Below are 22,367 nucleotides of genomic sequence, written 5' to 3'. Positions count from 1 at the left end.
TGTTATTATTGTATTAAAGCGTAAATTTGCCTATGTTCTACCAGCGAGCGTAATGATCCTCGGTTAATCCCAATACATTGTTGAGTTGGAATCTCCGCCCCTGATTGTCAATGATAAAACCGCTAAAAAGCCCCAGATATTGACGGAAGTTACTCTTCAGCAAGATAAAATTGCGTTTCTCACTGCGGCAATTTCTCGCGGTAAACTCTAAATCGACGCGGCCATCGTGACTATGAATACGCCAGAGATCTGTGCCCTGCTGGCCATGACGGTCAAATTCAAATTGTACTGGTCCGAGTAAATGCCGCTCACCATTGATCCAAAACACATTTTCATTAGCACCAGTTTCATTCACGCCCGCAGCAAGATTTAATCCAATCACTCCGTCGTCAATTTGCGCACTCAGCGATGCCCAACGCCAACTGGTATCTCGGCGCATAAATCCCGCGGAAAAATCATAGCCTGCGAGGGCGAAATTCAATGGCTGCGGTTCATGATCTACGGTGAGTTGTCCTTTGACCGATAAACCATTGTGTTTTTGGGTATAGGTCCAGCCGTTGTATCCCGTGGGGCTACACATGGCCATAGGTAAACTTAAAGGCAATGCATGTAAGGTTAAATCGGCTTGAATGCTTTTAGTATCAATGACTAAATGCCAACTCCCCTCTTGGATTTTAAAGGTTATGCGCTTACCTTTGCCGCCAATGGTTGCCGTGCCATTGGCTGGAGAAGGCGTCATCCGGTAGCCAAACCCAAGGGGATTTAGCCAGTCCTGCTGAGTTAACCTATTGTTTTTAATATCGTATAAATAACAAAATCCACTGCCAAGGTAGGCGATATCCGCGAGCGCAACACCAATAATATAACGGGGCGTAACGATAGAAATAAATTGGAACTGCTTATAGTCAAACCGTTTCGCCCAAGCCGATGCGGGCTTATCCATAGTATCGAAATAGGCAAAATCCGCTAAACCTAAGCGACTGACTATACCGTCGAAATGACCAAAATGTGGCTGACCTTTGGCATTGATCAAACTGTCGGGGGCGATTTGGGTGATAATCCTAGACATAACTTCGCCTTTGCTTTTGCACTCGAGGGAGCATTTATGCTCTCTTATTTAATGTTGAATTTTTACTCTAACCTGTCATTCATTGCATTAAAAGAGTGCAAGCTCAAATTGTTGTGATTTTGTTGCCGAGAGGAGTTCGGTTTAGTTTCCTCAAAAAACCATTAAAAAAGCGCCCAAAGGCGCTTAGTTGAGACAAACCCACTTAATCAAATATTGACGAATCCAGTGGAACACCTTAGCCGTTAAAAACGATAGCTGATACCAAAGTTTACCCCTTGCAACTCTAGCTCTTTCATCGGCACATATTGGTATTCGAGGTTTAGCCCAAAGCCCGAGCGAAAACGATATTGCCAACCGATAGCGCCGTAAAAGCCCACATCGTCCGAATCCATCTCCTGCTTTTCAAACTCATAACTCACTTTAGTGTAGGCTGCACCAAGTTTGGCATAAAGACTATTACCACGAGACAGAGCATACTCACCGTAAGCAGTGGCTCTCACGCCTTGGTAATCTAAATCTTTTATATCACTGATCGCACTAACAAGCGCACTCGCCACGCCACCAGAGCCCGCTAAATATCCCGCTTCAAATCCAAAATGCTCGTTGAGCATATAGCGGTAATACAAGTCGCCAGTAAATGTATCACCCGCATCATATTTACCGCTTTTAGTTTCAAACTCTTGGGTACCATAGCCTAAGCTGCCGCCTAACACATGGGGTGAATCGGTGGCATTGGCATTACCAGCAAAACCAGCACATAAAGCGAGAAATAACACGCAAACATTTATTTTTAAGTACTTCATATTATTAATATTCCATTATTATAAGGTAGTCATATCATAGCCCCCAACCCTGTACAAAAACTGAACACCCATGCATTGTGGCAACAGAGATGATTTCTGGTATGCTGTAACCACTTTTTACTAGCATGAGATTCCACATGAAACGGTTATTATTGACGCTGACTTTTCCTTTACTTTTTGTAGGCTGCGCGAGCCAAAATCCGACTCATATGGCATTTAGTCCACAGGTTCCAGATATTAGCCAACAGACTTCAAGACCGCTGCAAATCTCACTAGACACAATCGACACTCGTAACGCCGAATACGTTGCGCGTTTTATGGAAGAAGGCACCAAAACCCGTTTAGTCGGCCCAAGCGAGCCCCCTAAGTTATTGCTCGACGAAGTATTTCGTAACGGTTTCACTCAAGCGGGATACCAAATCGATCCCAGTGCAACCAACTCTGTTCAAATTCAATTAGAAGAATTACAGATGGATGTCACCAAAAAGACCTTTGGCTACGAAGCCAAACACAGCGTCCGTATCGCAGTTCAAGCACGTAATTCCAATCAAGAATTGGTCAAACGCTATAAAGCCAAGGGTGTCTTAAAAGGCCCATTAACTCCTGACTTTGCCACCTTAGAAATGGATATGAATAAGCTCCTCGGTCAACTCACAGGGGAGATTCTAAATGACCCAGAGTTAAACCAGTTTCTACAACAATAATTGCGCAAGTTTATAATGATTAAGGAAAGAATGATGTTTCGTTGGATATCCGCACTTTTAGTTCTCTGTGCAAGTTATAGCAGCTGGGCGGCAATCGACATTCAACCCGATAGCTTGTATCCACAGGTCGAGTTTGATACGAGTTTAGGTAAGATTGTCGTCGAACTCGATAGAACTCGCGCGCCGATTACGGTTGATAACTTCCTCACCTATGTGGTCAAAGGCGAGTACAACAACACAATTTTCCATCGCGTGATCAGTGACTTTGTGGTGCAAGGCGGTGGGCTGAATCCACAATTAGAAGAGTTGCCAGCGGGCAAGCCGATAGTCAACGAGTCGGGTAATGGTTTATCAAATAGCATGGGCACCATCGCCATGGCGCGCGATAATGAGCCCCATTCTGCCACCCGCCAGTTTTATTTTAATGTTGCGGACAATACAAAGCTGGATCCATCAAAACGCCGTTGGGGATATGCGGTATTTGGTGAAGTGATCGAAGGTAAGCAAGTCCTCGAAGCCATGGCTGTGGTAGAGACCACTACTAATGCCAAACTGAATTGGCCCGATGTGCCAGTAACACCTATCATATTGAAAACAGCTAAATTACTCCCCAAAAAATAATCGAAAAAAATTTGAGCAAAAGCCCTAATCCTCCATCTATACTGTACAAGCAGAAAGAAAGGAGGCAAGGGTGACGATTGAAGAATTTATCGATAATAAAGCGCCCCAACTTGCAGTATATGGGAAAGCGTTTTTGAGTGATGAACTCGATTTCTGCGAGATCCAGCTCTATTTATGGGACACACTTGAAGAATGGCAACAACTCATTCCAACAAGTGAAGCGCAAACAGAAATGGAAACCGTGTTTTGGCACTTGCTCCATAGCTTTAGTAAGTGGCCAGACTGGATGATCCGCGGCAATCAGTACCTGTGTCAGCAGTTGCATGCGTGCTGTGACTTCCTCTGTTTGGGAGGCCAAATGCCCTCGGGTTGTATCGGTATCCGACCTTGAACAATCCCTTCTTAAAAGACTCAGCTTGCTGGGTCTTTTTATTTTTAGCTTTTGCAAACAAAATCGCTCTGAGTATCAAAAGGAGATACCTTGCCCCTTGAACCTAACCACATCTTACCCGTAAGCTAGGCGGATTCGACTCTTCGGCTAATACATATGTCCGTACCCAGTTTTACTCGTCGCACCTTAGATTCCTTGAGTGTTTATTACCATAAACGCGTTTTGATCCTACTATTACTCGGTTTTTCTGCTGGCCTACCATTAATGCTAGTCTTTTCAACCTTGTCATTTTGGTTACGGGAAGCAGGTGTCGATCGCACCTCTATCGGTTATTTCAGTTGGATAGCCTTAGCCTATGCCTTCAAATGGGCCTGGTCACCGTTAGTAGATAGATTATCACTCCCTTTACTGACGCGCTTTTTAGGCCGGCGACGCGGCTGGATGTTGTTCGCCCAGTTGTTACTGGTCGGTGCAATTTTGGGGATGTCTTTTAGTGATCCCGTTAAAGATCTCGAACGCTTAGCTTTGTTTGCATTAATGGTTGCATTTGCGTCTGCGACCCAAGATATCGTGATTGACGCCTTTCGCATTGAATCGGCTCCCGAAAAAATGCAAGCAGCCTTAGCGGCGGCCTATCAAGTAGGTTATCGCAGCGCCATGATTGTGGCGACCGCAGGCGCGCTGACCATCGCTGCTTGGGTTGAGCCAGGTAATACCGAATATAACTTAATCGCTTGGCAAACATCCTATTTAGTCATGGCTGGACTGATGTTTATTGGGGTTTTGACTACGCTCTTTAGCCAAGAGCCACAGGTCGATACTCGCGCCGCCGATGAGACCGAATTAGCGGTCAAACAACGCTTAAGCGAGCGTTACCCTAAACCTATAGCTGCGAGTCTCTCGTGGATTTATACCGCCAGCATCCTGCCCTTTATCGACTTTTTCAAACGCTATGGCCGTAGTGCTATCTTGATTTTATTGCTGATTTCCTGCTATCGCATCTCGGATATTGTGATGGGGATTATGGCCAACGTGTTTTATGTGGACATGGGATTCACTAAGGAAGAAATTGCCTATTTAAGTAAAATCTATGGCCTTATTATGACCTTGGTTGGCGCAGCCTTTGGCGGAGTCCTGTTAGCCCGCTTCGGTACCATGAAGATATTATTTCTTGGCGCGCTGTTGGTTGCTGTCACTAATTTGCTCTTTGCTTGGCAAGCGGTCATTGGTTATAACGTCAGCTTTTTAACCTTTGCCATTTCGGTTGATAACTTCAGTGCGGGGATTGCCACCGCTGCCTTTATCGCCTATTTATCAAGCCTCACCAGCAGCGGCTATAGCGCAACCCAATACGCCCTGCTCTCTTCGATTATGCTGCTCTTCCCTAAGTTTATTGCGGGTTTCTCGGGCGCCTATGTCGACGCATTTGGTTATGTGAACTTCTTTGTCGCTGCCAGTGTGATAGGCTTTCCTGTGTTGTTACTTATTCATTTAGTGAATAAATACGCCCCCCACGTCAGTAACAAACCAGACCAAGAATAATCAGATATAAAAAAGCCCCAAACCGTAAAGGTTTGGGGCTTACTGTATTTTCCACGTTTAAGTTAGCTTAACGCGAACTCAAGCCAATTTTCATGATTAATCGCGGAAGTTATTGAACTGGAAAGGCTGACCAAGATCTGCTTGACGAACTAACGCCATCACAGCTTGTAAATCATCACGGGCTTTGCCCGTCACACGCACTGTGTCGCCTTGGATCTGCGATTGCACTTTAATTTTACTATCTTTGACCATCTTAACGATTTTCTTGGCGATATCCGTCTCGATGCCCTGCTTAAAGCGTACTTTCAGGGAGAAAGTCTTGCCACTGTGAACTGACTTTTCGTCGACATCCATAGTCGAAGGCTCAACATTACGCCTGCTCAATTGAGTACGTAAAATATCCACTAACTGTTTGCACTGGAAATCGTCTTCTGCGGTGAGTGTCACCACATGATCTTTGTAATCGATGCTGGCATCTTTACCACGAAAATCAAATCGGCCGCTGAGTTCACGGCGAGAGTTTTCGACCGCGTTACGTAACTCAACCTCGTCAACTTCAGACACAATATCAAATGAAGGCATAGTTGCCGCCCCTTAGGTGATTGTAAATACCCATAGTTTACCGACTCCCTCCCCCAAGTTGAAGGTTAACTTTGTCCCAGCAAGATAAAACTCGGCTTAGGGATGACTTTGGCGACACATTTTCCTATTATGGCGGCACACTAAGATAATCAAATTGTATTTGTGATAACTAAACACACCCTATTCAAACTGGCTTTAGCCGTAGCCTTTGTCGTGATCAGTTATCTGGTGTTCTCCAGACCAACCTATTCGCAAAGCATCCCCCATATCGATAAAGTAGGCCATCTTGGAAGCTTTTTCTGCCTCTCGTATCTGACCTATCTCGCCTTTCGTCCGAAGTGGTATTGGCTCTCACTGGTACTTGCAACTTACGCGATGTTAATTGAGATTGTGCAATCCCGCCTACCCTATCGCAGCGCTTCAATTGGTGATGTGTTGGCTGATTTTGCGGGTATTGCCTTGTTTTATTTTTGTCTTTGGGCCTATCGAAAATATGTTAGTGCCGCACAACTCAAGGAAGAATAATGTTAGGCCAAGATGCGCCATTAGCTATGGAGTCTCAAGTCACTGATATTGCGATTTTAGGCGCAGGTGCTGTAGGGCAATTGATTTGCCATCAATTGTCTTCGGCGGGATTAGCGGTAGGCTTAATTGCACGGGACTCCTCGGTATCAAACCTTGAAGCAACTGATTGGCAAGACTTGGTATTTAGCCATTTGTCCCCAAGCGATGCCGTTACTGACTGTGTGTCCTATCGAGTCCCGCTGCTTAGCGCCGACAAAGCCCACTTACAGCAAGTACAACTGTTGATTGTGTGCGTAAAAGCTTATCAAGTCATTGATGCAATAGGTCCTTTACTCAACAAGTTATCGCCACAATGTCATATCCTATTATTACATAATGGTATGGGGCCACACCTCGCGCTCGCACCAATGTTAAATGGCCGCGGCCTAAGCTTAGGCACGACCTCGCAGGGCGTATTACGTCAGTCATGTTGGCAAGTTAAGCAAACCGGCCAAGGCTTAACCCAGTTGGGTCATTTTACCGGCCCGGCGCTACCACAAACGCTTAGAGATAACCTATTACATGCCATCCCAAACAGTGAGTGGGTTGAGGCGATTATCCCCTGTCTTTGGCAAAAACTGGCCGTAAACGCCGCAATCAATCCTCTTACGGCGCTGCATCAATGCCCCAACGGCGCTTTGGCTCAAGCTGAGTTTAGTGACACCATTGCTAGTATCCTAGATGAATTAGTCGACGTTGCAGCACATGATGGGATTGAGCTCGACAGGCACTTCTTAGAGGAGCGCGTCTATCGAGTGATTGAACTCACAGCCGCAAACTTCTCATCGATGCACCAAGATGTTGCAAACCACAGACTCACCGAGATAGACCAAATTAATGGCTATATTTGTGACCGCGCCAACGCGCACGGTTTAAGTGCAGCAACTAATACCAAGATGGTCCGCGCTATTAAACAGCTTTCGGCAATAACGTTACCACGATAACTGCATATTCAATTGATTTTAAATAGATTTAATATAAGCCTGCCGTAGAAAATCATTCTCGATAATACTTAACTGTGTTTAAATGCACCCTAATTGGCTTTTTTACATTTAACGCACCAAGGGCGCGCACCAAGTCAGGGCGTGCTCATCTATTTTTGCACTATTTTGCAGCAAAAATAAGATTTATTTGGGTGCGCCACATTATTAACATAATGATAATAAAACGTTTATTGTTGTGGCCTAATTCCTGCTATATCCAACGAACTGATGCCTGATGTTCGTTGGAGAATAAAGTTGAAACTCATCACCGCAATTATTAAACCTTTCAAAATTGATGATGTACGTGAAGCGCTTACTCAACTGGGCGTCCACGGCATGACAGTGACTGAAGTGAGGGGTTTTGGCCGGCAAAAGGGGCACACAGAGCTCTATCGCGGCGCCGAGTATGCTGTCGACTTTCTTCCCAAAATGAAGCTTGAAATCGCGATCCACTCAGAGCTTGAAGAAGCTGTAATCGAAGCCATCATCCAAGCCGCTCGCACAGGCAAAGTCGGTGACGGTAAAATTTTTGTCACTCCGCTCGAACAAGTGATCCGCGTTCGCACCTCTGAAGAAGGGAGCGATGCCATATGATCAATCCAAAATCTAAGTGCAGTTATCAAGCGTTACTTATCCTCATCGCGAGTAGCTTTACAGCTCCAGTATTCGCCGATGAGGCGCAGTTGAGCGGTGCCAACACCGCATGGATTTTAAGTTCATCAGCCTTAGTATTACTGATGACGCTCCCAGGACTGGCATTATTTTACGGTGGACTGGTGCGTAGCAAAAACGTGCTCTCCATTTTAATGCAGTGTTTTTCGATTGCTGCTATTGCCTCAATACTCTGGTTTGTCGTGGGTTACTCCATCGCCTTCGATACAGGCAATGGTTTTATCGGTGGGCTAAATAAAGCATTTTTAGCCAGCATTGGTCGTGAGAGTATGAGCGGTGACATTCCCGAACCTTTGTTTATGCTATTCCAAATGACCTTTGCCATTATCACGCCAGCGCTGATTATCGGCGGCTTTGCTGAGCGAATGAAATTTTCTGCGGTACTCATATTCTCAAGCACTTGGCTGCTGTTAGTCTATGCACCTATCACCCACTGGGTATGGGGTGGCGGCTGGTTAGCTGAGCTTGGGCTCTATGACTTTGCCGGCGGCACAGTCGTACACATTACCGCAGGGGTGGCGGCACTGGTTGCGGCAAAAGTGCTTGGCCCACGCAGGGGATTTTTAAACTCAGCGATTATGCCCCACAACTTGACCATGACTGTCACAGGTGCGGGCATGCTGTGGGTGGGCTGGTTTGGCTTTAATGGCGGCAGCGCCTTAGGCGCCAATGGTACAGCGGCAATGGCGATACTCGCGACCCATTTGGCGGCGTCGATGGGTGCCATCACTTGGGCTGGGATTGAATGGTATAAATTTGGTAAAGCCAGCGCACTTGGTATCGTTACAGGTATGGTGGCGGGTTTGGGAACAATCACGCCTGCATCGGGTTATGTTGGCCCAGCTGGAGCCTTAGTGATTGGTTTTCTTGGCGGGGTGGTCTGTTTCTTTTCAACGGTTTACATTAAACAAAAATTGAAGATTGACGACTCTCTCGATGTATTTCCTGTCCATGGTGTAGGCGGCATCCTCGGTACATTGCTCGCAGGCGTTTTTAGTTCGACTCAACTTGGGATCTTTAGCGGCTATGGTTTTGCCACTGTTAACGACACTATGATTGACCAACTCGGCGTCCAAATGATTGGTATCATGGCTACCTTTAGTTATACCGCAGTAGTGACTTGGCTCTTGTTTATCGTGATTAGCAAACTCCTTGGAGGACTGCGTGTCAGCAGTGAGCAAGAAGTGAATGGGCTCGATCTTTCTGAACATGAAGAAACGGGTTACAGCCTGTAAGCACATCAACCTCTGCGCAAAACCTATAACCGTCAGGATACCTATCCTGACGGTTGTTGTTAGTTGCGTTTCTTCAGCCAAAGGGCAAGCTCATCTAATTTCATCGGTTTAGCGAATAAATATCCTTGCAGAAAATGCACATCACGACTAATTAAATAATCCGCCTGTTCCTGTGTTTCTACCCCTTCTGCTACAGCGACATAATTCATTTTATGGCAGAGTTCGATAATAGTATCGAGCACATGGGAAGTGACCGAATCTTGGCCTATGGTATCGATAAAGCACTTATCTATTTTAAGGTAGTCCAAGGTAAAGGTTTGCAGCAGCGATAAGGTCGTCTGTCCGGTGCCAAAATCATCAATAGCGACTAAAATGCCAAGCTCACGCAATGCTGTAATTCGCTCGCACATATCCGCCGTTAATAGCTGCCGCTCGGTAATCTCAATCAAAGGTTGAACACCAATTTGAGAAAAAGCATCCTTTAAATAGCGAAATTTAGCTTCAATATCACTTTGAATAAAATGCTCAGGTGCTACGTTAAAGCCAATTCGAAACCCTGGCTGCACGGAAAACAAACTAAAATCGGCTAAAGCGCGTTCAAAAATATAATTAGTTAGCGGCACGATCAGTTGGCTCTGCTCGGCGATGGGAATAAATAGATCTGGCCGCACCAAGCCCATTTGCGGATGTAGCCACCGTACTAATGCCTCAACCCCTTTAGCCTTACCGTCTTCAGTACAAATAATAGGTTGGTATACAAGGAAAAATTCTTTATTTTCGATCCCGCTTCTAATATCGTCGGCCAGTGAATAGCGGTTTTTTTTACGCCAAAGATGTAAACCGACTAACCAAGTAAATGCCAAAAAAACGGGGAGCGATAGCCCAAAAGATATCCAGAAGAAGTACCAAAAAAACGCTTGCGAGACCTCAAGTAGGATCACCAATTCCGAATTATCAGCCTTTACGGCAACAACTTTCCCATTACCAAACTGTGGCACAGTCGGTAATGTCGCGCCCTTCAACCCCAATACCACATTCAGCACAGGACGAGGAAACACCTCTGGCTGAATAAAGCTGTCGATAAAATATTGCCCTTCAATAATCACAACCGCTCCACTCGTCAGGTTGGCCTGCGTAGCAATAACAATGATGGCAGGGACACCTAAACGCGCAGGCGTTTCAGGAACAATAAAATAAGTAGGCTCTTTTAGGGTCGGTTCAGGTAAGAGTGTGTTCAGTGGAAAATCAATTTCACCATTTGTGGATGAACAATAAAAACCATGAGCATTAAAAAGCAGTACACCACGATAATAGGGCTTAAACTTCATATACTCATTCAGGTCACTACAATCACCTTGACTAAGAGTGATGGCATACTGACCTATAGACTCAGACTGGCTTAATAAATCCTCAAGCCGTTTGAGATTAAACTCACCAACTTCATGCACCTTTTTCTCAACTAAATAACTCGTCACCATAAAACTGGATGCGATAGCCAAGACAACAGGAACAGACAACATAATGAATAAATGCTTGCCTGAAAGATCGTACTGAGAGATGAATAAGCGTAAAAGTGACGACAGGCTGTTAATACGATTCTGCATCCGGAATCCTTATCTTGTTGCCGTTATAGCGATTTATCTTGGTTAAACATTGCGTTGCATATGATAAATATAAAACAGCTCAAATACTCATCCCCACATCACGAGTATGGCAGCAACCGCAATGAGTGCTAGACCAAGCATTTCTTTTATTTTTACGCGTTCCTTCAACCAGAATGCGGAAATCAACATCATAAAAAAGATTTCCACTTGGCCTAAGGTTTTCACATAAGGGACAGTTTGTAACGACATCGCACTGAACCAACCAATAGATCCAAAACAACTTGTAGTACTGGTCAGCAAGGTTAACTTAGGCCGTTGTAACAGGCCGATTAATGTTTCTTTATCCTTTAAAACCAAGTAACTGGCTAGCACGATTGTTTGCAGGCTAATCACCAACAACAACACCCAAGCCGCACTATGAGGAAAACCGACATCTAACCTCAAACTAGCTTCCCGCACCCAAAGCGAAGTCAGCGCAAAGGCGCTGCCACTGGCAATGCCAAGGAGCACTGTGCTTAGGGATAGCTGCCTAAGCCCCTGCTTAGCACTCAGCAAAAATACAGCGATACCGCCCAAGATAACCCCAACCCAGCCGAGTAAGGATAAATGGGTACCAAAGAACAATGTTCCTAAGATTGCCGCGACTATTGCCTCACTCTTAGCAAGCCCGGCACCAATAGCAAAGTTTTGCTGCTGGAATAGCTTAACCATCAGGCCGGTCGCAAGGATCTGCATCATGGATGCGCCGATAATAAAGCCGAAAAATTCCGCCGTAAAATGTGGTAAGCCGACATTATTCCAAAGATATAATAGTGCAAGATACAAGGCCGCAATTGGGCCTGCCCAAATAAACCGCGCTAAGGTGACGCCCGCGACCTTAACCTCTTTACTCAGTTGGCTCTGAAAGGCATTGCGCCACGCCTGCATAAACGCAGCGAGCAAGGTAAACAAAATCCACATAAACCTATTTCCACCAAAGCATGTTCTCTTGCTTCGACGCAAAAGATAAGACAAGCATCATACCCCACATGGAAACATTAGACACGACACAAAGACTGATAAATGCCTTTGAGATCATACGCTAGTATGGTCATCGATTAAATAATCGCTATAAAAACGAATAGAAAATATACATAATAATTTGAATATTAATTATGGATGTATAAATTGCATGAAAGAGCCAATAATTGATGCAATAAATGACGCCCATGTATAACCCAACACAGCCATTAAAACCGCGATAGATCCTAATTTAGGATGAAAAGCACTCGCGACAACAGGCGCTGAAGCTGCGCCCCCAATATTACACTGACTTGCAATAGAAAAATACAATATGGGAAGTTTAAAATACAAACAAAATAATAGTAGAATAATTATATGAGTAAAAAACCAAATCAACCCAATAATAAAATAGTAGAATATGGATTGAAATGAAGCAAACTCAATATTTAATCCAATATTCATAATCATAAAGTACAGCAAAAAAAAATGAAACAAACCTGACTTGTTTAACAAACACATGTCTTGCATAGGTCATCGAGAGTAAAATACCTAAAAGTGTTGACAAAATCATAGACCAAAAGAAACTTGATCCTAGGTTATAATGCAATAAATAAGGAAAACGATTGTTCACTGTTAGGGATAAAAATTCGGAGACCGAATGACAAAACAAAAAAATAAATAATGAAAAAGAAATGAGTAACATACAGCCAATAAAATGCTTTTTGCCATCTAACCTTGTTATATCATCTTCAATAAAAACAGGTAAATTGTTCAAATCAGCATCCAACATTCTATCAATCGCTTTTTGTTTTTTAGCCAAAAACAACAAAATAGCCATCCATACGCCAGAAAAAACCACATTTATCGTCATCATTACTGCAAAAATGGCCTCGCCAACTTGGTGAATTTCTTTGACTACAAGTTGGTTTGCTGTACCACCCAACCAGTTCGCCATTAATGTTGCCATACCACGCCATGCTGCATCGCCACCTTGCCATAAAAGCTCTTCTGGAAATAATTTAGAGCCAATCCATAAACTAATTGGCCCTCCAATACAAACACCAACAGTTCCGATGAAAAACATCAATAAAATCTTTCCACCGACTGACTTTAATGTAATAAAATCCGTACTCACTATTAGCAAAAATAAACTAAATGGAATTAAATGCGCTTTAAAATAGTCATCAACACTTGACCTGCTTGCATCTACCACATTAAAAAAACTAAATACAGCAGGTAAGGTATAGCAAATAAACATGACAGGGAATACACTATAAAAGCGTTTAAAAAAAAGACAAGATGAAGAGTTTGAATATAACACAACGACAAGAAGTGAGATTAAAAATATAACGATTCCACACTCTGAAGAAATCATTTATTTCACCAACTTTCTAACTAGCATTATTTAAAAAATTCAAAAAAATATTAGACTGTAATGAAAGTTCATCAGACTCTCGCTGGATTGACCAGTAAGTGCGTTTATAATCCCATCCTTTCAAATCGATCAAACATAACTCCCCCCGCTCTAACTCTTCTTTTATGGCTACATAGGGTAAAACACTCAAACCTATACCCGTTCCAATTGCACGTTTAATCGCCCCAATAGTAGACATACAAATGTCATTTCTGACATAAACGTTTAAACTTTTTAACAATTGAACAGCCCTAATATGTGACAGAGAGGACTCATGGTCAAAAACCCACAATTGTTCACTTAAAATATGACTAGAACATTCTTGCTTTGCTACAGGATGTGAGCACCCACTTACAATGCAAAGCTTATCTTGCATCCATTGCTCGCATATTAGATTTCTACTTGCAGGCTTGGCATCAATGAAACCTAAGTCGATTTCTTTTTCTGATACCATTTTTTCAATCACCAGACTATTCTCTATTATGAGTTTAATTTTTACGTCTGGATATTTATCTTTAAATAATGGGATCTTTCTGGATAAAACATAGTTACCAACCGTTTTACTGCTACCGATCACTAAACAACCTTTAACGCCATCCTCAGCAAAATTAAAAAGCTTCTCTAATTCATTTCCCTTACTAAGCATTTCATTAGCATAAGGCAGAATAATTTTTCCATGGGCATTTAGCTCCAATCCACCACCAGCTCTTTCAAACAGTCGACATCCTAGCGAGTTCTCTAATTCTTTCAGAGCCATACTCACTGCAGGAGTTGACATGTGCATCAGTTTTACCGCTTTTGAGATCTGCCTCTCGGTACAGATAGCCTTAAAGATCATTAACTGCCTTAACGTAATGCGCATCTACATCCCCAATAAACTCCAGTTGGAACAAGATAAATGAAAGATACATTTTTTAACATGACTGATATCTAATTTTAATAAAGCGGTCTATTGGACCGCTTTATTTGATATGTTCTAAAAAAGGTATCTTGTTGAAAAAGAAATCAAAGTATCGTCAAACTCATTATTACCTTTTGAATCTGAGTGCTCGCCTTCAAAGTAGCTTACTGCTGCACCAAATGTTAATTCCTTCATCAGATTATAATCGACACCAATTGAATATTGACTCGCATCACTATTATTTAATGTTTTAAGATCTGCACCAGCATTTTTGGTAACTTTACCCAGACCAGCATCATCTTTAAGGTACTGAAACTTGAAATCATATTTATCAACAGGAATACTCATACTTAACAAATATGAATTGCCTTTAACATTTTCATAGATACTGGATTTAGAATACTGATATATCGCCCCCACTTTTATAGATGAAATAGAAACACCAGCAACAACTCTTGTTGCCTCTAACAAATTTAGTCCATCAGCATAGGCGAGAGAAAGATAACTATTTCCTTTTTTAAATGAAGGATCACCATATACTATACTAACAGCATAATTGTTTTGATTGTCAGCAAGCATTGGATTTTTTTGATTAAAATCATCATCGAAAGCATATGTAATGCCAACAGACATGCCTGCAACTTTTGCCGTATTGATCGTGACTAAATCACCTAACCGGTCATTACCTGCAATAATCATATTCATATCACTTGATGTAATATTGAATAGATCGACTTTACCTTCTGAAGTTTTGAATACAGTATCATTTCGCCAAAAAACAACACTACCATATTTAACCTTAAAGCCTAAATATGAGTTACGCGGTTTAAAAATATTTGTATCATCATTATCAAAACTTTCAACTCCAGCTTCGAACTTATATATCAAACTAAAATCTTCATGCACATCATAATTACCTTTAATCCCAACGTATGAGGCAAAATTCTCAAGTGAAAAACCATTAACCTTTTCATTACCAGAAATACCATGACTAGAGTTTGATACACCAAGCCACAATCTCCCATAAAAATCTAAGGGCTCAGACAAAGCTTGATTAGAACAAAGTAATAAAGCAACAGGCACAAAACAATTGGTATATTTCATAAATTTCATCCTTTAACATAAAAACGTAATTATGCTAATTCTATGTTAAAGATTCCGTTTGAACTTTAATCACACCTCTAATATAAAAATGATTAATTAAAAATTATTTAAAACAATTTCAATTTTATTTAACCACAATAATTTATTGCGCAACATCACCATTTAACAATTAATAAAAAAATATCATAAGTGATGATTACCTCAATAAAACTATAATTGGAGAATTATATGAAGTTAACACTTTTAAGTTTTGTCTTGTGCTCAATCTTTTCTACAGCATCTTGGGCTGCAAATGACAAAAATGATCTGGCCTCTTTTCATAAAGAAATGGGAGGATGCAAGAGCTGCCACACTCAACCTGGCAAAGTATCTGACAGTGAAACTTATGAAAATCAGCAATGTAAATCATGTCATGGTGAATACAGTGCTTTGGCTAATCCTAAACTAAAGCTAGATCCTCACGCATCACATTTAGGTGATATTAACTGTACAAGCTGCCATAAAGGTCATGAAAAACCCAAATTATACTGTAATGAGTGCCACTCATTTAAAGGGCTTGAGATGCCTTTTAATAGTGCACAATCTAAAGAACCATGGGATAAAGGTTGGGACAATGATGCAATCAGCAAGGCGATTGCAGCTGGTCCAAAAGAAACGACGGATGTCATTGTTGTCGGAGCGGGAAGCGCAGGGTTTAATGCTGCTATCGCAGCGAAAAAAGCAGGAGCGCAAGTAGTATTACTCGAAAAAGGCCCATTTAGTGGTGGTAACTCTATGCTTGCAGCTGGCGGTTACAATGCAGTAGGAACTGCTCAGCAAAAAGAACATAAAGTGGATGATAAAATTGAATGGTTTGTTGAAGACACAATGAAAGGTGGTCGCTATGCCAATGATCCAAAGTTAGTGCAAATATTAGCTGAGCAATCTGCTGATGGTATTAAATGGTTAGAATCTTTAGGTGCAAACATGGATGACTTAAAACGCTCAGGTGGCGCAAGAGTTGACCGCACCCATAGACCCACAGGAGGTTTAAGCGTTGGTCCACATATCATTGATGTATTGAGAAAAGCTTCAGTAAAAGAAGGGGTCGATACTCGGCTTAATTCTAAAGTTGTCAAACTTGTGATTGATGAAGACCAAAAAATTGTCGGCGTAGTCGTCCATGGAAAACATTCTGGCCACTATATGATTGCTGCTAAATCAGTTGTTCTAGCAACCGGTGGATATGGTTTTAATAAGGAAATGGTCGCATTTTATCGTCCAACGTTTAAAGGGATGACTAGTTCTAATAACATTACTTCCACTGGTGATGGTATTGAGCTTGCCAAAGCAATCGGAGCGAGTATGACCGATATTGATTGGGTACAAGCTCATCCAACTGTGGGAAAAGATAGCCGCATTTTAATCTCCGAAACTGTTCGAGGGGTAGGTGCAATTATGGTTAATAAAGATGGTAATCGTTTTGTCAGTGAATTAACGACTCGCGATAAAGCATCAGATGCCATTCTTAAACAGCCTGAACAATATGCTTGGTTAGTCTTTGATAATGAGCTTTATAAAAAAGCTAAAATGGTTCAGGGATATGACCATTTAGATATGCTTGAAAAAGCAAATACAGTTTCTGAACTTGCTAAAATTACAGGCATGAAAGAAAGCTCATTAGAAAAAACGGTTTCAAACTACAATCGTTATTTTAAACAAGGTAAGGATGAAGAGTTTGCTCGCGAACAAATGCCATTGCCACTAGAAAAGGCGCCTTTTTATGCCGTAAAAGTGGCTCCTGGTATCCACCATACTATGGGTGGTGTCGCCATTGATACCAAAGCTGAAGTGCTCGATATTCAAAGTAAACCGTTAGTCGGCTTGTTTGCTGCTGGCGAAGTCACAGGTGGTGTACATGGGTATAATCGCTTAGGTGGCAATGCCGTTGCAGACACTGTGATTTTTGGAAAAATTGCAGGCACTAATGCGGCAAAACATGCGTTAGAAACTAAGTAACTCAAGCTCAGATGTACTAGTTCAGAGAGGCGTGGGAATCGCCTCTCGTCACATCTCATCGCAAGCTTTATTCATCATGATTATTGGCAATCAATTTATTGCCAGACTTCAAAAGCTCCCCAGCTATTTTTGAGAGGTTAATTTAACCTCTCTTTTTTTACTTGCTGGTATCAATTGGCTCGAAGGATTTGACTAAATCATCCATCGCTTTCATCTGCTTCAGATAATTTTCTAACTGGTGCAAAGGTAACGCACATGGACCATCACACTTAGCGTTATCTGGATCTGGGTGAGCTTCGATAAACAGACCTGCTAAGCCTAATGCCATGCCACTACGGGCTAATTCAGTCGCCTGAGCACGACGGCCGCCCGCTGAATCAGCACGGCCACCTGGGCGTTGCAATGCGTGGGTGGCATCGAAAATCACCGGATAACCCGATTGCTTCATTTCATCCATACCCAGCATATCTACTACTAGGTTGTTGTAACCGAAGCATGAACCACGTTCACACAGGATAATTTCATCATTACCCGCTTCATTAAACTTAGTGATGATATGGCGCATTTCGTGGGGGGCTAAAAACTGCGGCTTTTTCACGTTGATGATAGCGCCCGTTTTCGCCATCGCGACAACAAGGTCTGTTTGGCGCGCTAAGAAAGCTGGTAATTGAATAATATCAACCACTTCAGCTACAGGTGCACATTGGTAAGGCTCATGCACATCGGTAATGAGTGGCAGATTGAAGGTCTTTTTGATTTCTTCAAAAATCTTTAAGCCTTCTTCCATGCCTGGACCACGGTAAGAGTTGACAGAAGAGCGATTAGCCTTATCGAACGATGCCTTGAAAACATAGGGGATCCCTAGTTTTTGAGTCACTTCGGCATAGGTTTCAGCAATCGACATCGCGAGATCGCGAGACTCAAGCACATTCATGCCACCGAATAGCACAAAAGGTTTATCGTTTGCAATTTCTATTGAACCTAACTTTATGATTTTATTACTCATCGCAACATCTCTCTCAAATACTAGACTCTGTCCAGCGGAAAACTGAATATTGGCACTAGAGCGACTATACCGCAACTAGCTGTAAAATTTGGCCACAAATCCAAGCCATATACGTTCCTAACACATAACCAAATACGGCCAACAGCACCCCGACGGGAGCTAATGCAGGGTGAAACGCAGCAGCCACAACGGGCGCTGATGCAGCGCCGCCCACGTTAGCCTGACTACCTACCGCCATATAAAATAATGGCGCTTTAATTAGCTTAGCAATCAATAACATAAAGCTAGCGTGTACAATCATCCAAATAATACCCACTAAAAAATATAATGGTGTATCAAGGACTTTGCTTACATCCATATGCAAACCAATGGTCGCCACTAGAATATACAGGAAAGCCGATGCAACCTTAGATGCCCCCGCTGCCTCCAAATGGCGCAAAGGACTAAAAGACATTGCTAAACCTATGGTGGTCACAACCACCACTAACCAGAAGAACTTCGAGGTAAAACTGTAGTCCTCGGTCCAAGGATAATTGGCCTCAAAATACGGGCCGAGGAAATCGGCAGCAATATGGGCTACGCCCGTAATACCAAAACCAACTGCCACGATTAGCATAAGATCACGTAGGCTTGGAATGCGCGCATTTTCAGCGTGATACTGTTCAACTTTGTTCTTTAAAGTTTCAATCGCCGTCGTATCCGCACCGGTTTTAGCATCGATTTCCTTGGCCTTTGACGCCATAAACAACAATACCGCCATCCAAATATTGGCCACAATTACATCAACTGTCACCATCACGGAGAAGATATTGCCACCGACTTCATAAATTTCTTTCATCGCCGCTTGGTTAGCACCGCCGCCAATCCAGCTACCCGCAAGGGTCGTCATACCGCGCCACACCGCATCAGGGCCATCAACACCAATCAGCGATGGCTCGATCAATGACACCAGGAGTAAAGCAATCGGGCCGCCGATGACAATACCGATGGTTCCCGTTAAAAACATGATCACCGCCTTGGGCCCAAGTCCTAAGATGGCTTTTAAATCCACACTTAAAATCAACAACACCAAACAGGCGGGTAATAAATAGCGAGAAGCTACAGGATAAAGCTGTGATGTATGGCCATCAATCACCCCAAAGGTGTTTAGCAATGAAGGCAAGAAATAGCAAAGTAATAACGCTGGGATGAAACGGTAAAACTTTTGCCAAAATGGATGACTGCTCGTACTGGTATAAAACACAAATCCCAGAATCGTCGCTAAAATCCCCAGCGCTACCGCGTCATTGGTAACTAATGCCGTACTTGCCATGTGTATTCTCCCTGTTTGGTACAGTTGTTATTGTATTTATGCTAAAAACTGCCGTTTGCAGTTAGTAGGCAAACTTCCCATTCGCCCGGTTTGTTATTGTTTTAGAAAAACAAGAAGAGCCTGTAAGGCTCTCCTTTAAGATTTAATGATAGATTTCAGCGTGTTCACTGAGTTCTTTGAGCTGCATCTTAACGATTTCGATAACAGGATCGTGTGGGCTGTTATCGACAAAATGTTGTAGATCGGCCGCAGCAACATTAATGCATCCAAGTTGCTGCGCAATAAAAGCGCGCTCGCGGTTCAAATGCACATCATCGGGATGCCACTGAAGCAACAAGTTACAACACTCCATCGCCGCCTCAAATTGATGGGAAACGATACAACCCGCCTTAAGCTCATGCAGCATGCGCGAAATCAGCTTCTTTACCGACGCCGCCTTTAAGTAACTTGGCTTAAGTTCAGCCGCATTACCCAACTCACCGCGCACTAACACATGCAGCTGGTGTTTCGTCAGCTCTTTGCCCGTCAGCGGATCGTGATAACGAACAACGCCACCAACGTTACTGCGAAGCACAGTATTACCCGGTAATAGCAGGGCCTCGAGCTCTAAATCGAGCTGCTTGGCCAGTAGCATCAATACCGTTGCCAGCGTGGTGCTATTACCCTGTTTAGTGATAAGACAAGTGCCCAAGTCCGCCGCTTCGGTGCTGAAGTAGTTGTCGCGAACACAGAACCCTAAATCCTGATAAAACCAACGAAACAAAGCCTTTAAGCGTTGCTGTTGATCTACCAGATAATGACTTAATACGGCTCCAGCCAATTCAAACCAAGCCCATTTCGCCGCTTCGAGGTTTGAAAAGCCAAGGTGAGCACCTACATCCAATGCCGACTCGGGCAAAGAAATGCCATCTTGCAGAGTGTATTTACCCATTAACCCAATAATACCGCTTGTTTAAAATGCGCCAATTTAGCCGCGTAAACCAACCAACCTATAGCGCCGAGAAAGGCGAAAACTTTGAAAATTTTGTTTCTGTTGGCTTTTATTGCAATTACACCCAAGGCAATATAAGCAACGACAGCGCCAATCTTTTCGGTCAACCAAGGATCCACAAAGGGATATTGCTTGATCATAAAGCACAAAGTTAAACCAGAAAGTAGCAAGAAAGTGTCAATCACATGGGGAGCGACTTTAAAGACCTTCTTGCCCATCAGTGCTGACTGACGTAAATGCAACACAAAACGAACGACAAAAAACAGCACACTCACGGCAATTAAGGTTAAGTGCAGGTGCTTAACAGCAGGATAAAGACTGTAAAAAGTTTCCATTGTGATACTTATGGCCAGTGACAAAGGCGCTAGTTTACCCTAATCATAACGCCAGACCAATGCCTAACACTCGAGATTCACAGACGGGCCCCGTCGCGCACTTTGCAGGAAACCATGATGAATTTAATGATAATTGACGATGAGTCCACCGAGTTTGCCGACACGGTAAAGCAAAAAATCGTCGAATTTAATCAGCAGCACTGGCAAACGCTGCAACGCCAAAACCTAGGCTTAAAGTTGCAGGATGAGCAAGGCACCTTACTTGCGGGCTTAAGCGGCAAGACCTTCGGCAATTGGTTCTTAATCGACTATCTGTGGGTGGATGAAGCATTACGCCAGCAAAACATCGGCTCACGCTTATTACTCGAGGCAGAAAGCAAAGCCAAACAACGCGGCTGCCAATTTGTTCTGCTCGATACCTTAGATTTTCAAGCAAAACCTTTCTATGAGCGCCACGGATATCGTGTGCAGTGGGTACAGCAAGCCTATCCCGAAACCGGCAGTAAATTCTTTATGGTCAAGGTGCTGTAGCTTCTTAAAGATAAAATGTGATTTTAAGACGTCTTGTCATGATCTTATAAAGACTAATAATCTCAACAGATACATAGACAACAACGCCATTGACGGGTAATCAATGGCGTTTTTTGGCACTCAGCTAGATTGGAGCAAATATTAAATTCCAATCAATCCCATCCACTTACCCATAGTGCATCTATCGTTGCTGCCAAAATCCCGCACGGTAGCGACATTTTGGTAACCTAGCTCTGTGAGTTTTGCCCTGAGTTTTACTGCTTGTTCAAAACCATGCTCAAGCAATATATAACCATTCGGCTTTAAATAATCTCGAGCAGTTTTTGCAATGTAGTAAAGATCAGCAAACCCTTCATCGGCGGCAGTAAGCGCACTTTGTGGCTCAAAACGCACATCACCTTGATGTAAATGCTCGTCAGCCTCATCGATATAGGGCGGATTGGAAACAATTAAATCAAAGTCACGGGAAGTGATAGCGCTAAACCAATCGCTTTGTAGTATCTCAACCTGTTCAAGTTTCAGATTAGTGCGATTCGCCTTTGCCAGCGCGACCGCATCTTCCACTTTATCCACCGCGGTAATTTGCCACTCGGCGCGTTCAGAAGCCAAAGCCAGTGCAATCGCGCCGGTTCCCGTTCCCAGATCGAGCACTTTTGCATGGCTTTCAAGGGGTAGGTTGAGGGCGGATTCGACGAGGATCTCAGTATCAGGACGAGGGATCAAGGTCGTGTCATTCACAATAAAGGGCAGTGACCAAAACTCACGCTCGCCAACAATGTGAGCCACAGGTACGCCTTGCTGACGCCGTTGCACCATTTGCTGGAAGCGTTTCCACTGTTCTACGCTCAAGGCTTTTTCAGGCCAAGTGTACAGATAAGCACGATTCTTAGTGAGGCAATACAATAATAAAACCTCTGCATCCAAATGGGCGGATTCAGAGGTTGAAGCTAGCTGTACATAGGCCCATTGCAGGGCCTCGGCGATACAGGATTGATCAGCCAAA

At 43.1% G+C, this 22,367-nt stretch carries 24 protein-coding genes; 10 read left to right on the top strand and 14 right to left on the bottom strand.

Annotated elements, in window-relative coordinates; translation table 11 throughout:
- Positions 1-37: 37 nt before the first annotated feature.
- The gene (locus tag KXJ80_RS06795) at positions 38-1,069 is read right to left on the bottom strand and encodes a DUF2804 domain-containing protein (RefSeq protein WP_218738023.1); all 1,032 of its coding nucleotides are present in this window, start codon (positions 1,067-1,069) and stop codon (positions 38-40) included.
- Between the two features lie 242 nt (positions 1,070-1,311).
- Positions 1,312-1,872, bottom strand: coding sequence for a porin family protein (locus KXJ80_RS06790; protein WP_099457523.1), 561 nt, complete (start codon positions 1,870-1,872; stop codon positions 1,312-1,314).
- Between the two features lie 137 nt (positions 1,873-2,009).
- On the opposite strand from KXJ80_RS06790, the gene KXJ80_RS06785 reads away from it, so the two are divergent.
- From KXJ80_RS06785 to KXJ80_RS06770, 4 genes are all read left to right on the top strand, one after another.
- Positions 2,010-2,576 (top strand): YajG family lipoprotein, encoded by a 567-nt coding sequence (locus tag KXJ80_RS06785; RefSeq protein ID WP_037421857.1) that lies wholly within the window; start codon positions 2,010-2,012, stop codon positions 2,574-2,576.
- A gap of 33 nt (positions 2,577-2,609) precedes the next feature.
- Positions 2,610-3,197, top strand: a complete 588-nt coding sequence (locus KXJ80_RS06780) for a peptidylprolyl isomerase (protein ID WP_011073582.1) — start codon at positions 2,610-2,612, stop codon at positions 3,195-3,197.
- A gap of 70 nt (positions 3,198-3,267) precedes the next feature.
- Positions 3,268-3,588, top strand: coding sequence for a hypothetical protein (locus tag KXJ80_RS06775; RefSeq protein ID WP_037421860.1), 321 nt, complete (start codon positions 3,268-3,270; stop codon positions 3,586-3,588).
- Between the two features lie 156 nt (positions 3,589-3,744).
- On the top strand, positions 3,745-5,130 hold the full coding sequence (locus KXJ80_RS06770; RefSeq protein WP_037427834.1) for an AmpG family muropeptide MFS transporter: 1,386 nt from the start codon (positions 3,745-3,747) through the stop codon (positions 5,128-5,130).
- A gap of 96 nt (positions 5,131-5,226) precedes the next feature.
- On the opposite strand, the gene KXJ80_RS06765 is transcribed toward KXJ80_RS06770, so the two are convergent.
- Complete coding sequence (locus tag KXJ80_RS06765) at positions 5,227-5,712, bottom strand: YajQ family cyclic di-GMP-binding protein (RefSeq protein ID WP_249553324.1); 486 nt, start codon at positions 5,710-5,712, stop codon at positions 5,227-5,229.
- Between the two features lie 162 nt (positions 5,713-5,874).
- Between KXJ80_RS06765 and KXJ80_RS06760 the strand changes: the two genes are divergently transcribed.
- From KXJ80_RS06760 to KXJ80_RS06745, 4 genes are all read left to right on the top strand, one after another.
- A complete protein-coding gene (locus tag KXJ80_RS06760; RefSeq protein WP_037422291.1) occupies positions 5,875-6,237 on the top strand; it encodes a VanZ family protein in 363 nt (120 codons plus the stop codon).
- Complete coding sequence (locus KXJ80_RS06755) at positions 6,237-7,220, top strand: ketopantoate reductase family protein (RefSeq protein WP_218738022.1); 984 nt, start codon at positions 6,237-6,239, stop codon at positions 7,218-7,220. The genes KXJ80_RS06760 and KXJ80_RS06755 overlap by 1 nt, the downstream gene beginning before the upstream one ends.
- Positions 7,221-7,514: 294 nt before the next feature.
- Positions 7,515-7,853: a P-II family nitrogen regulator gene (locus KXJ80_RS06750; RefSeq protein ID WP_037422289.1), complete on the top strand. Its 339-nt coding sequence runs from the start codon at positions 7,515-7,517 to the stop codon at positions 7,851-7,853.
- The gene (locus tag KXJ80_RS06745) at positions 7,850-9,166 is read left to right on the top strand and encodes an ammonium transporter (protein WP_172587631.1); all 1,317 of its coding nucleotides are present in this window, start codon (positions 7,850-7,852) and stop codon (positions 9,164-9,166) included. Before KXJ80_RS06750 ends, KXJ80_RS06745 begins: the two co-directional genes overlap by 4 nt.
- A gap of 59 nt (positions 9,167-9,225) precedes the next feature.
- Here KXJ80_RS06745 and KXJ80_RS06740 read toward each other — a convergent pair whose 3' ends face one another.
- The 6 genes from KXJ80_RS06740 to KXJ80_RS06715 all read right to left on the bottom strand — a co-directional run bounded on the left by KXJ80_RS06740 (position 9,226) and on the right by KXJ80_RS06715 (position 15,191).
- Positions 9,226-10,770, bottom strand: coding sequence for an EAL domain-containing protein (locus tag KXJ80_RS06740; protein ID WP_218738021.1), 1,545 nt, complete (start codon positions 10,768-10,770; stop codon positions 9,226-9,228).
- Positions 10,771-10,857: 87 nt separating this feature from the next.
- Positions 10,858-11,730, bottom strand: coding sequence for an EamA family transporter (locus tag KXJ80_RS06735; RefSeq protein WP_099457518.1), 873 nt, complete (start codon positions 11,728-11,730; stop codon positions 10,858-10,860).
- 192 nt (positions 11,731-11,922) lie between these two features.
- Positions 11,923-12,234 (bottom strand): DUF819 family protein, encoded by a 312-nt coding sequence (locus tag KXJ80_RS06730; protein ID WP_256931113.1) that lies wholly within the window; start codon positions 12,232-12,234, stop codon positions 11,923-11,925.
- The gene (locus KXJ80_RS06725) at positions 12,212-13,147 is read right to left on the bottom strand and encodes a DUF819 family protein (RefSeq protein WP_256931062.1); all 936 of its coding nucleotides are present in this window, start codon (positions 13,145-13,147) and stop codon (positions 12,212-12,214) included. The genes KXJ80_RS06730 and KXJ80_RS06725 overlap by 23 nt, the downstream gene beginning before the upstream one ends.
- 16 nt (positions 13,148-13,163) lie before the next feature.
- Positions 13,164-14,048: a LysR family transcriptional regulator gene (locus tag KXJ80_RS06720; protein ID WP_218738020.1), complete on the bottom strand. Its 885-nt coding sequence runs from the start codon at positions 14,046-14,048 to the stop codon at positions 13,164-13,166.
- 114 nt (positions 14,049-14,162) lie between these two features.
- Positions 14,163-15,191 carry a porin gene (locus tag KXJ80_RS06715; protein WP_256931061.1) on the bottom strand — a complete coding sequence of 343 codons (1,029 nt, stop codon included), beginning with the start codon at positions 15,189-15,191 and terminating at the stop codon, positions 14,163-14,165.
- Between the two features lie 228 nt (positions 15,192-15,419).
- Here KXJ80_RS06715 and KXJ80_RS06710 point away from each other — a divergent pair, with 228 nt between their 5' ends.
- Positions 15,420-17,189, top strand: a complete 1,770-nt coding sequence (locus tag KXJ80_RS06710) for a flavocytochrome c (RefSeq protein ID WP_047539441.1) — start codon at positions 15,420-15,422, stop codon at positions 17,187-17,189.
- 157 nt (positions 17,190-17,346) lie between these two features.
- On the opposite strand, the gene kdsA is transcribed toward KXJ80_RS06710, so the two are convergent.
- The 4 genes from kdsA to KXJ80_RS06690 form a co-directional block, all read right to left on the bottom strand.
- Complete coding sequence (kdsA, locus tag KXJ80_RS06705) at positions 17,347-18,195, bottom strand: 3-deoxy-8-phosphooctulonate synthase (RefSeq protein ID WP_037422272.1); 849 nt, start codon at positions 18,193-18,195, stop codon at positions 17,347-17,349.
- Positions 18,196-18,259: 64 nt separating this feature from the next.
- Positions 18,260-19,507, bottom strand: coding sequence for a DUF819 family protein (locus KXJ80_RS06700; protein WP_218678355.1), 1,248 nt, complete (start codon positions 19,505-19,507; stop codon positions 18,260-18,262).
- Positions 19,508-19,649: 142 nt separating this feature from the next.
- Entirely contained in the window at positions 19,650-20,438 is a 789-nt protein-coding gene (locus tag KXJ80_RS06695) for a transglutaminase family protein (protein ID WP_037427842.1), read from the bottom strand.
- Entirely contained in the window at positions 20,438-20,833 is a 396-nt protein-coding gene (locus KXJ80_RS06690; protein ID WP_218678354.1) for a SirB2 family protein, read from the bottom strand. Before KXJ80_RS06690 ends, KXJ80_RS06695 begins: the two co-directional genes overlap by 1 nt.
- Positions 20,834-20,950: 117 nt before the next feature.
- On the opposite strand from KXJ80_RS06690, the gene KXJ80_RS06685 reads away from it, so the two are divergent.
- On the top strand, positions 20,951-21,364 hold the full coding sequence (locus KXJ80_RS06685; RefSeq protein WP_037422261.1) for a GNAT family N-acetyltransferase: 414 nt from the start codon (positions 20,951-20,953) through the stop codon (positions 21,362-21,364).
- Positions 21,365-21,505: 141 nt separating this feature from the next.
- Here the strand turns inward: KXJ80_RS06685 and prmC are convergent, their stop codons facing one another.
- The gene (gene prmC, locus KXJ80_RS06680) at positions 21,506-22,366 is read right to left on the bottom strand and encodes a peptide chain release factor N(5)-glutamine methyltransferase (RefSeq protein ID WP_218738018.1); all 861 of its coding nucleotides are present in this window, start codon (positions 22,364-22,366) and stop codon (positions 21,506-21,508) included.
- Position 22,367 lies beyond the last annotated feature (1 nt).

Source organism: Shewanella xiamenensis, assembly GCF_024971755.1.
In the GTDB taxonomy this organism is placed as follows: Bacteria; Pseudomonadota; Gammaproteobacteria; order Enterobacterales; family Shewanellaceae; genus Shewanella; species Shewanella xiamenensis.
This window is presented reverse-complemented; position numbering and strand designations above follow the sequence as displayed.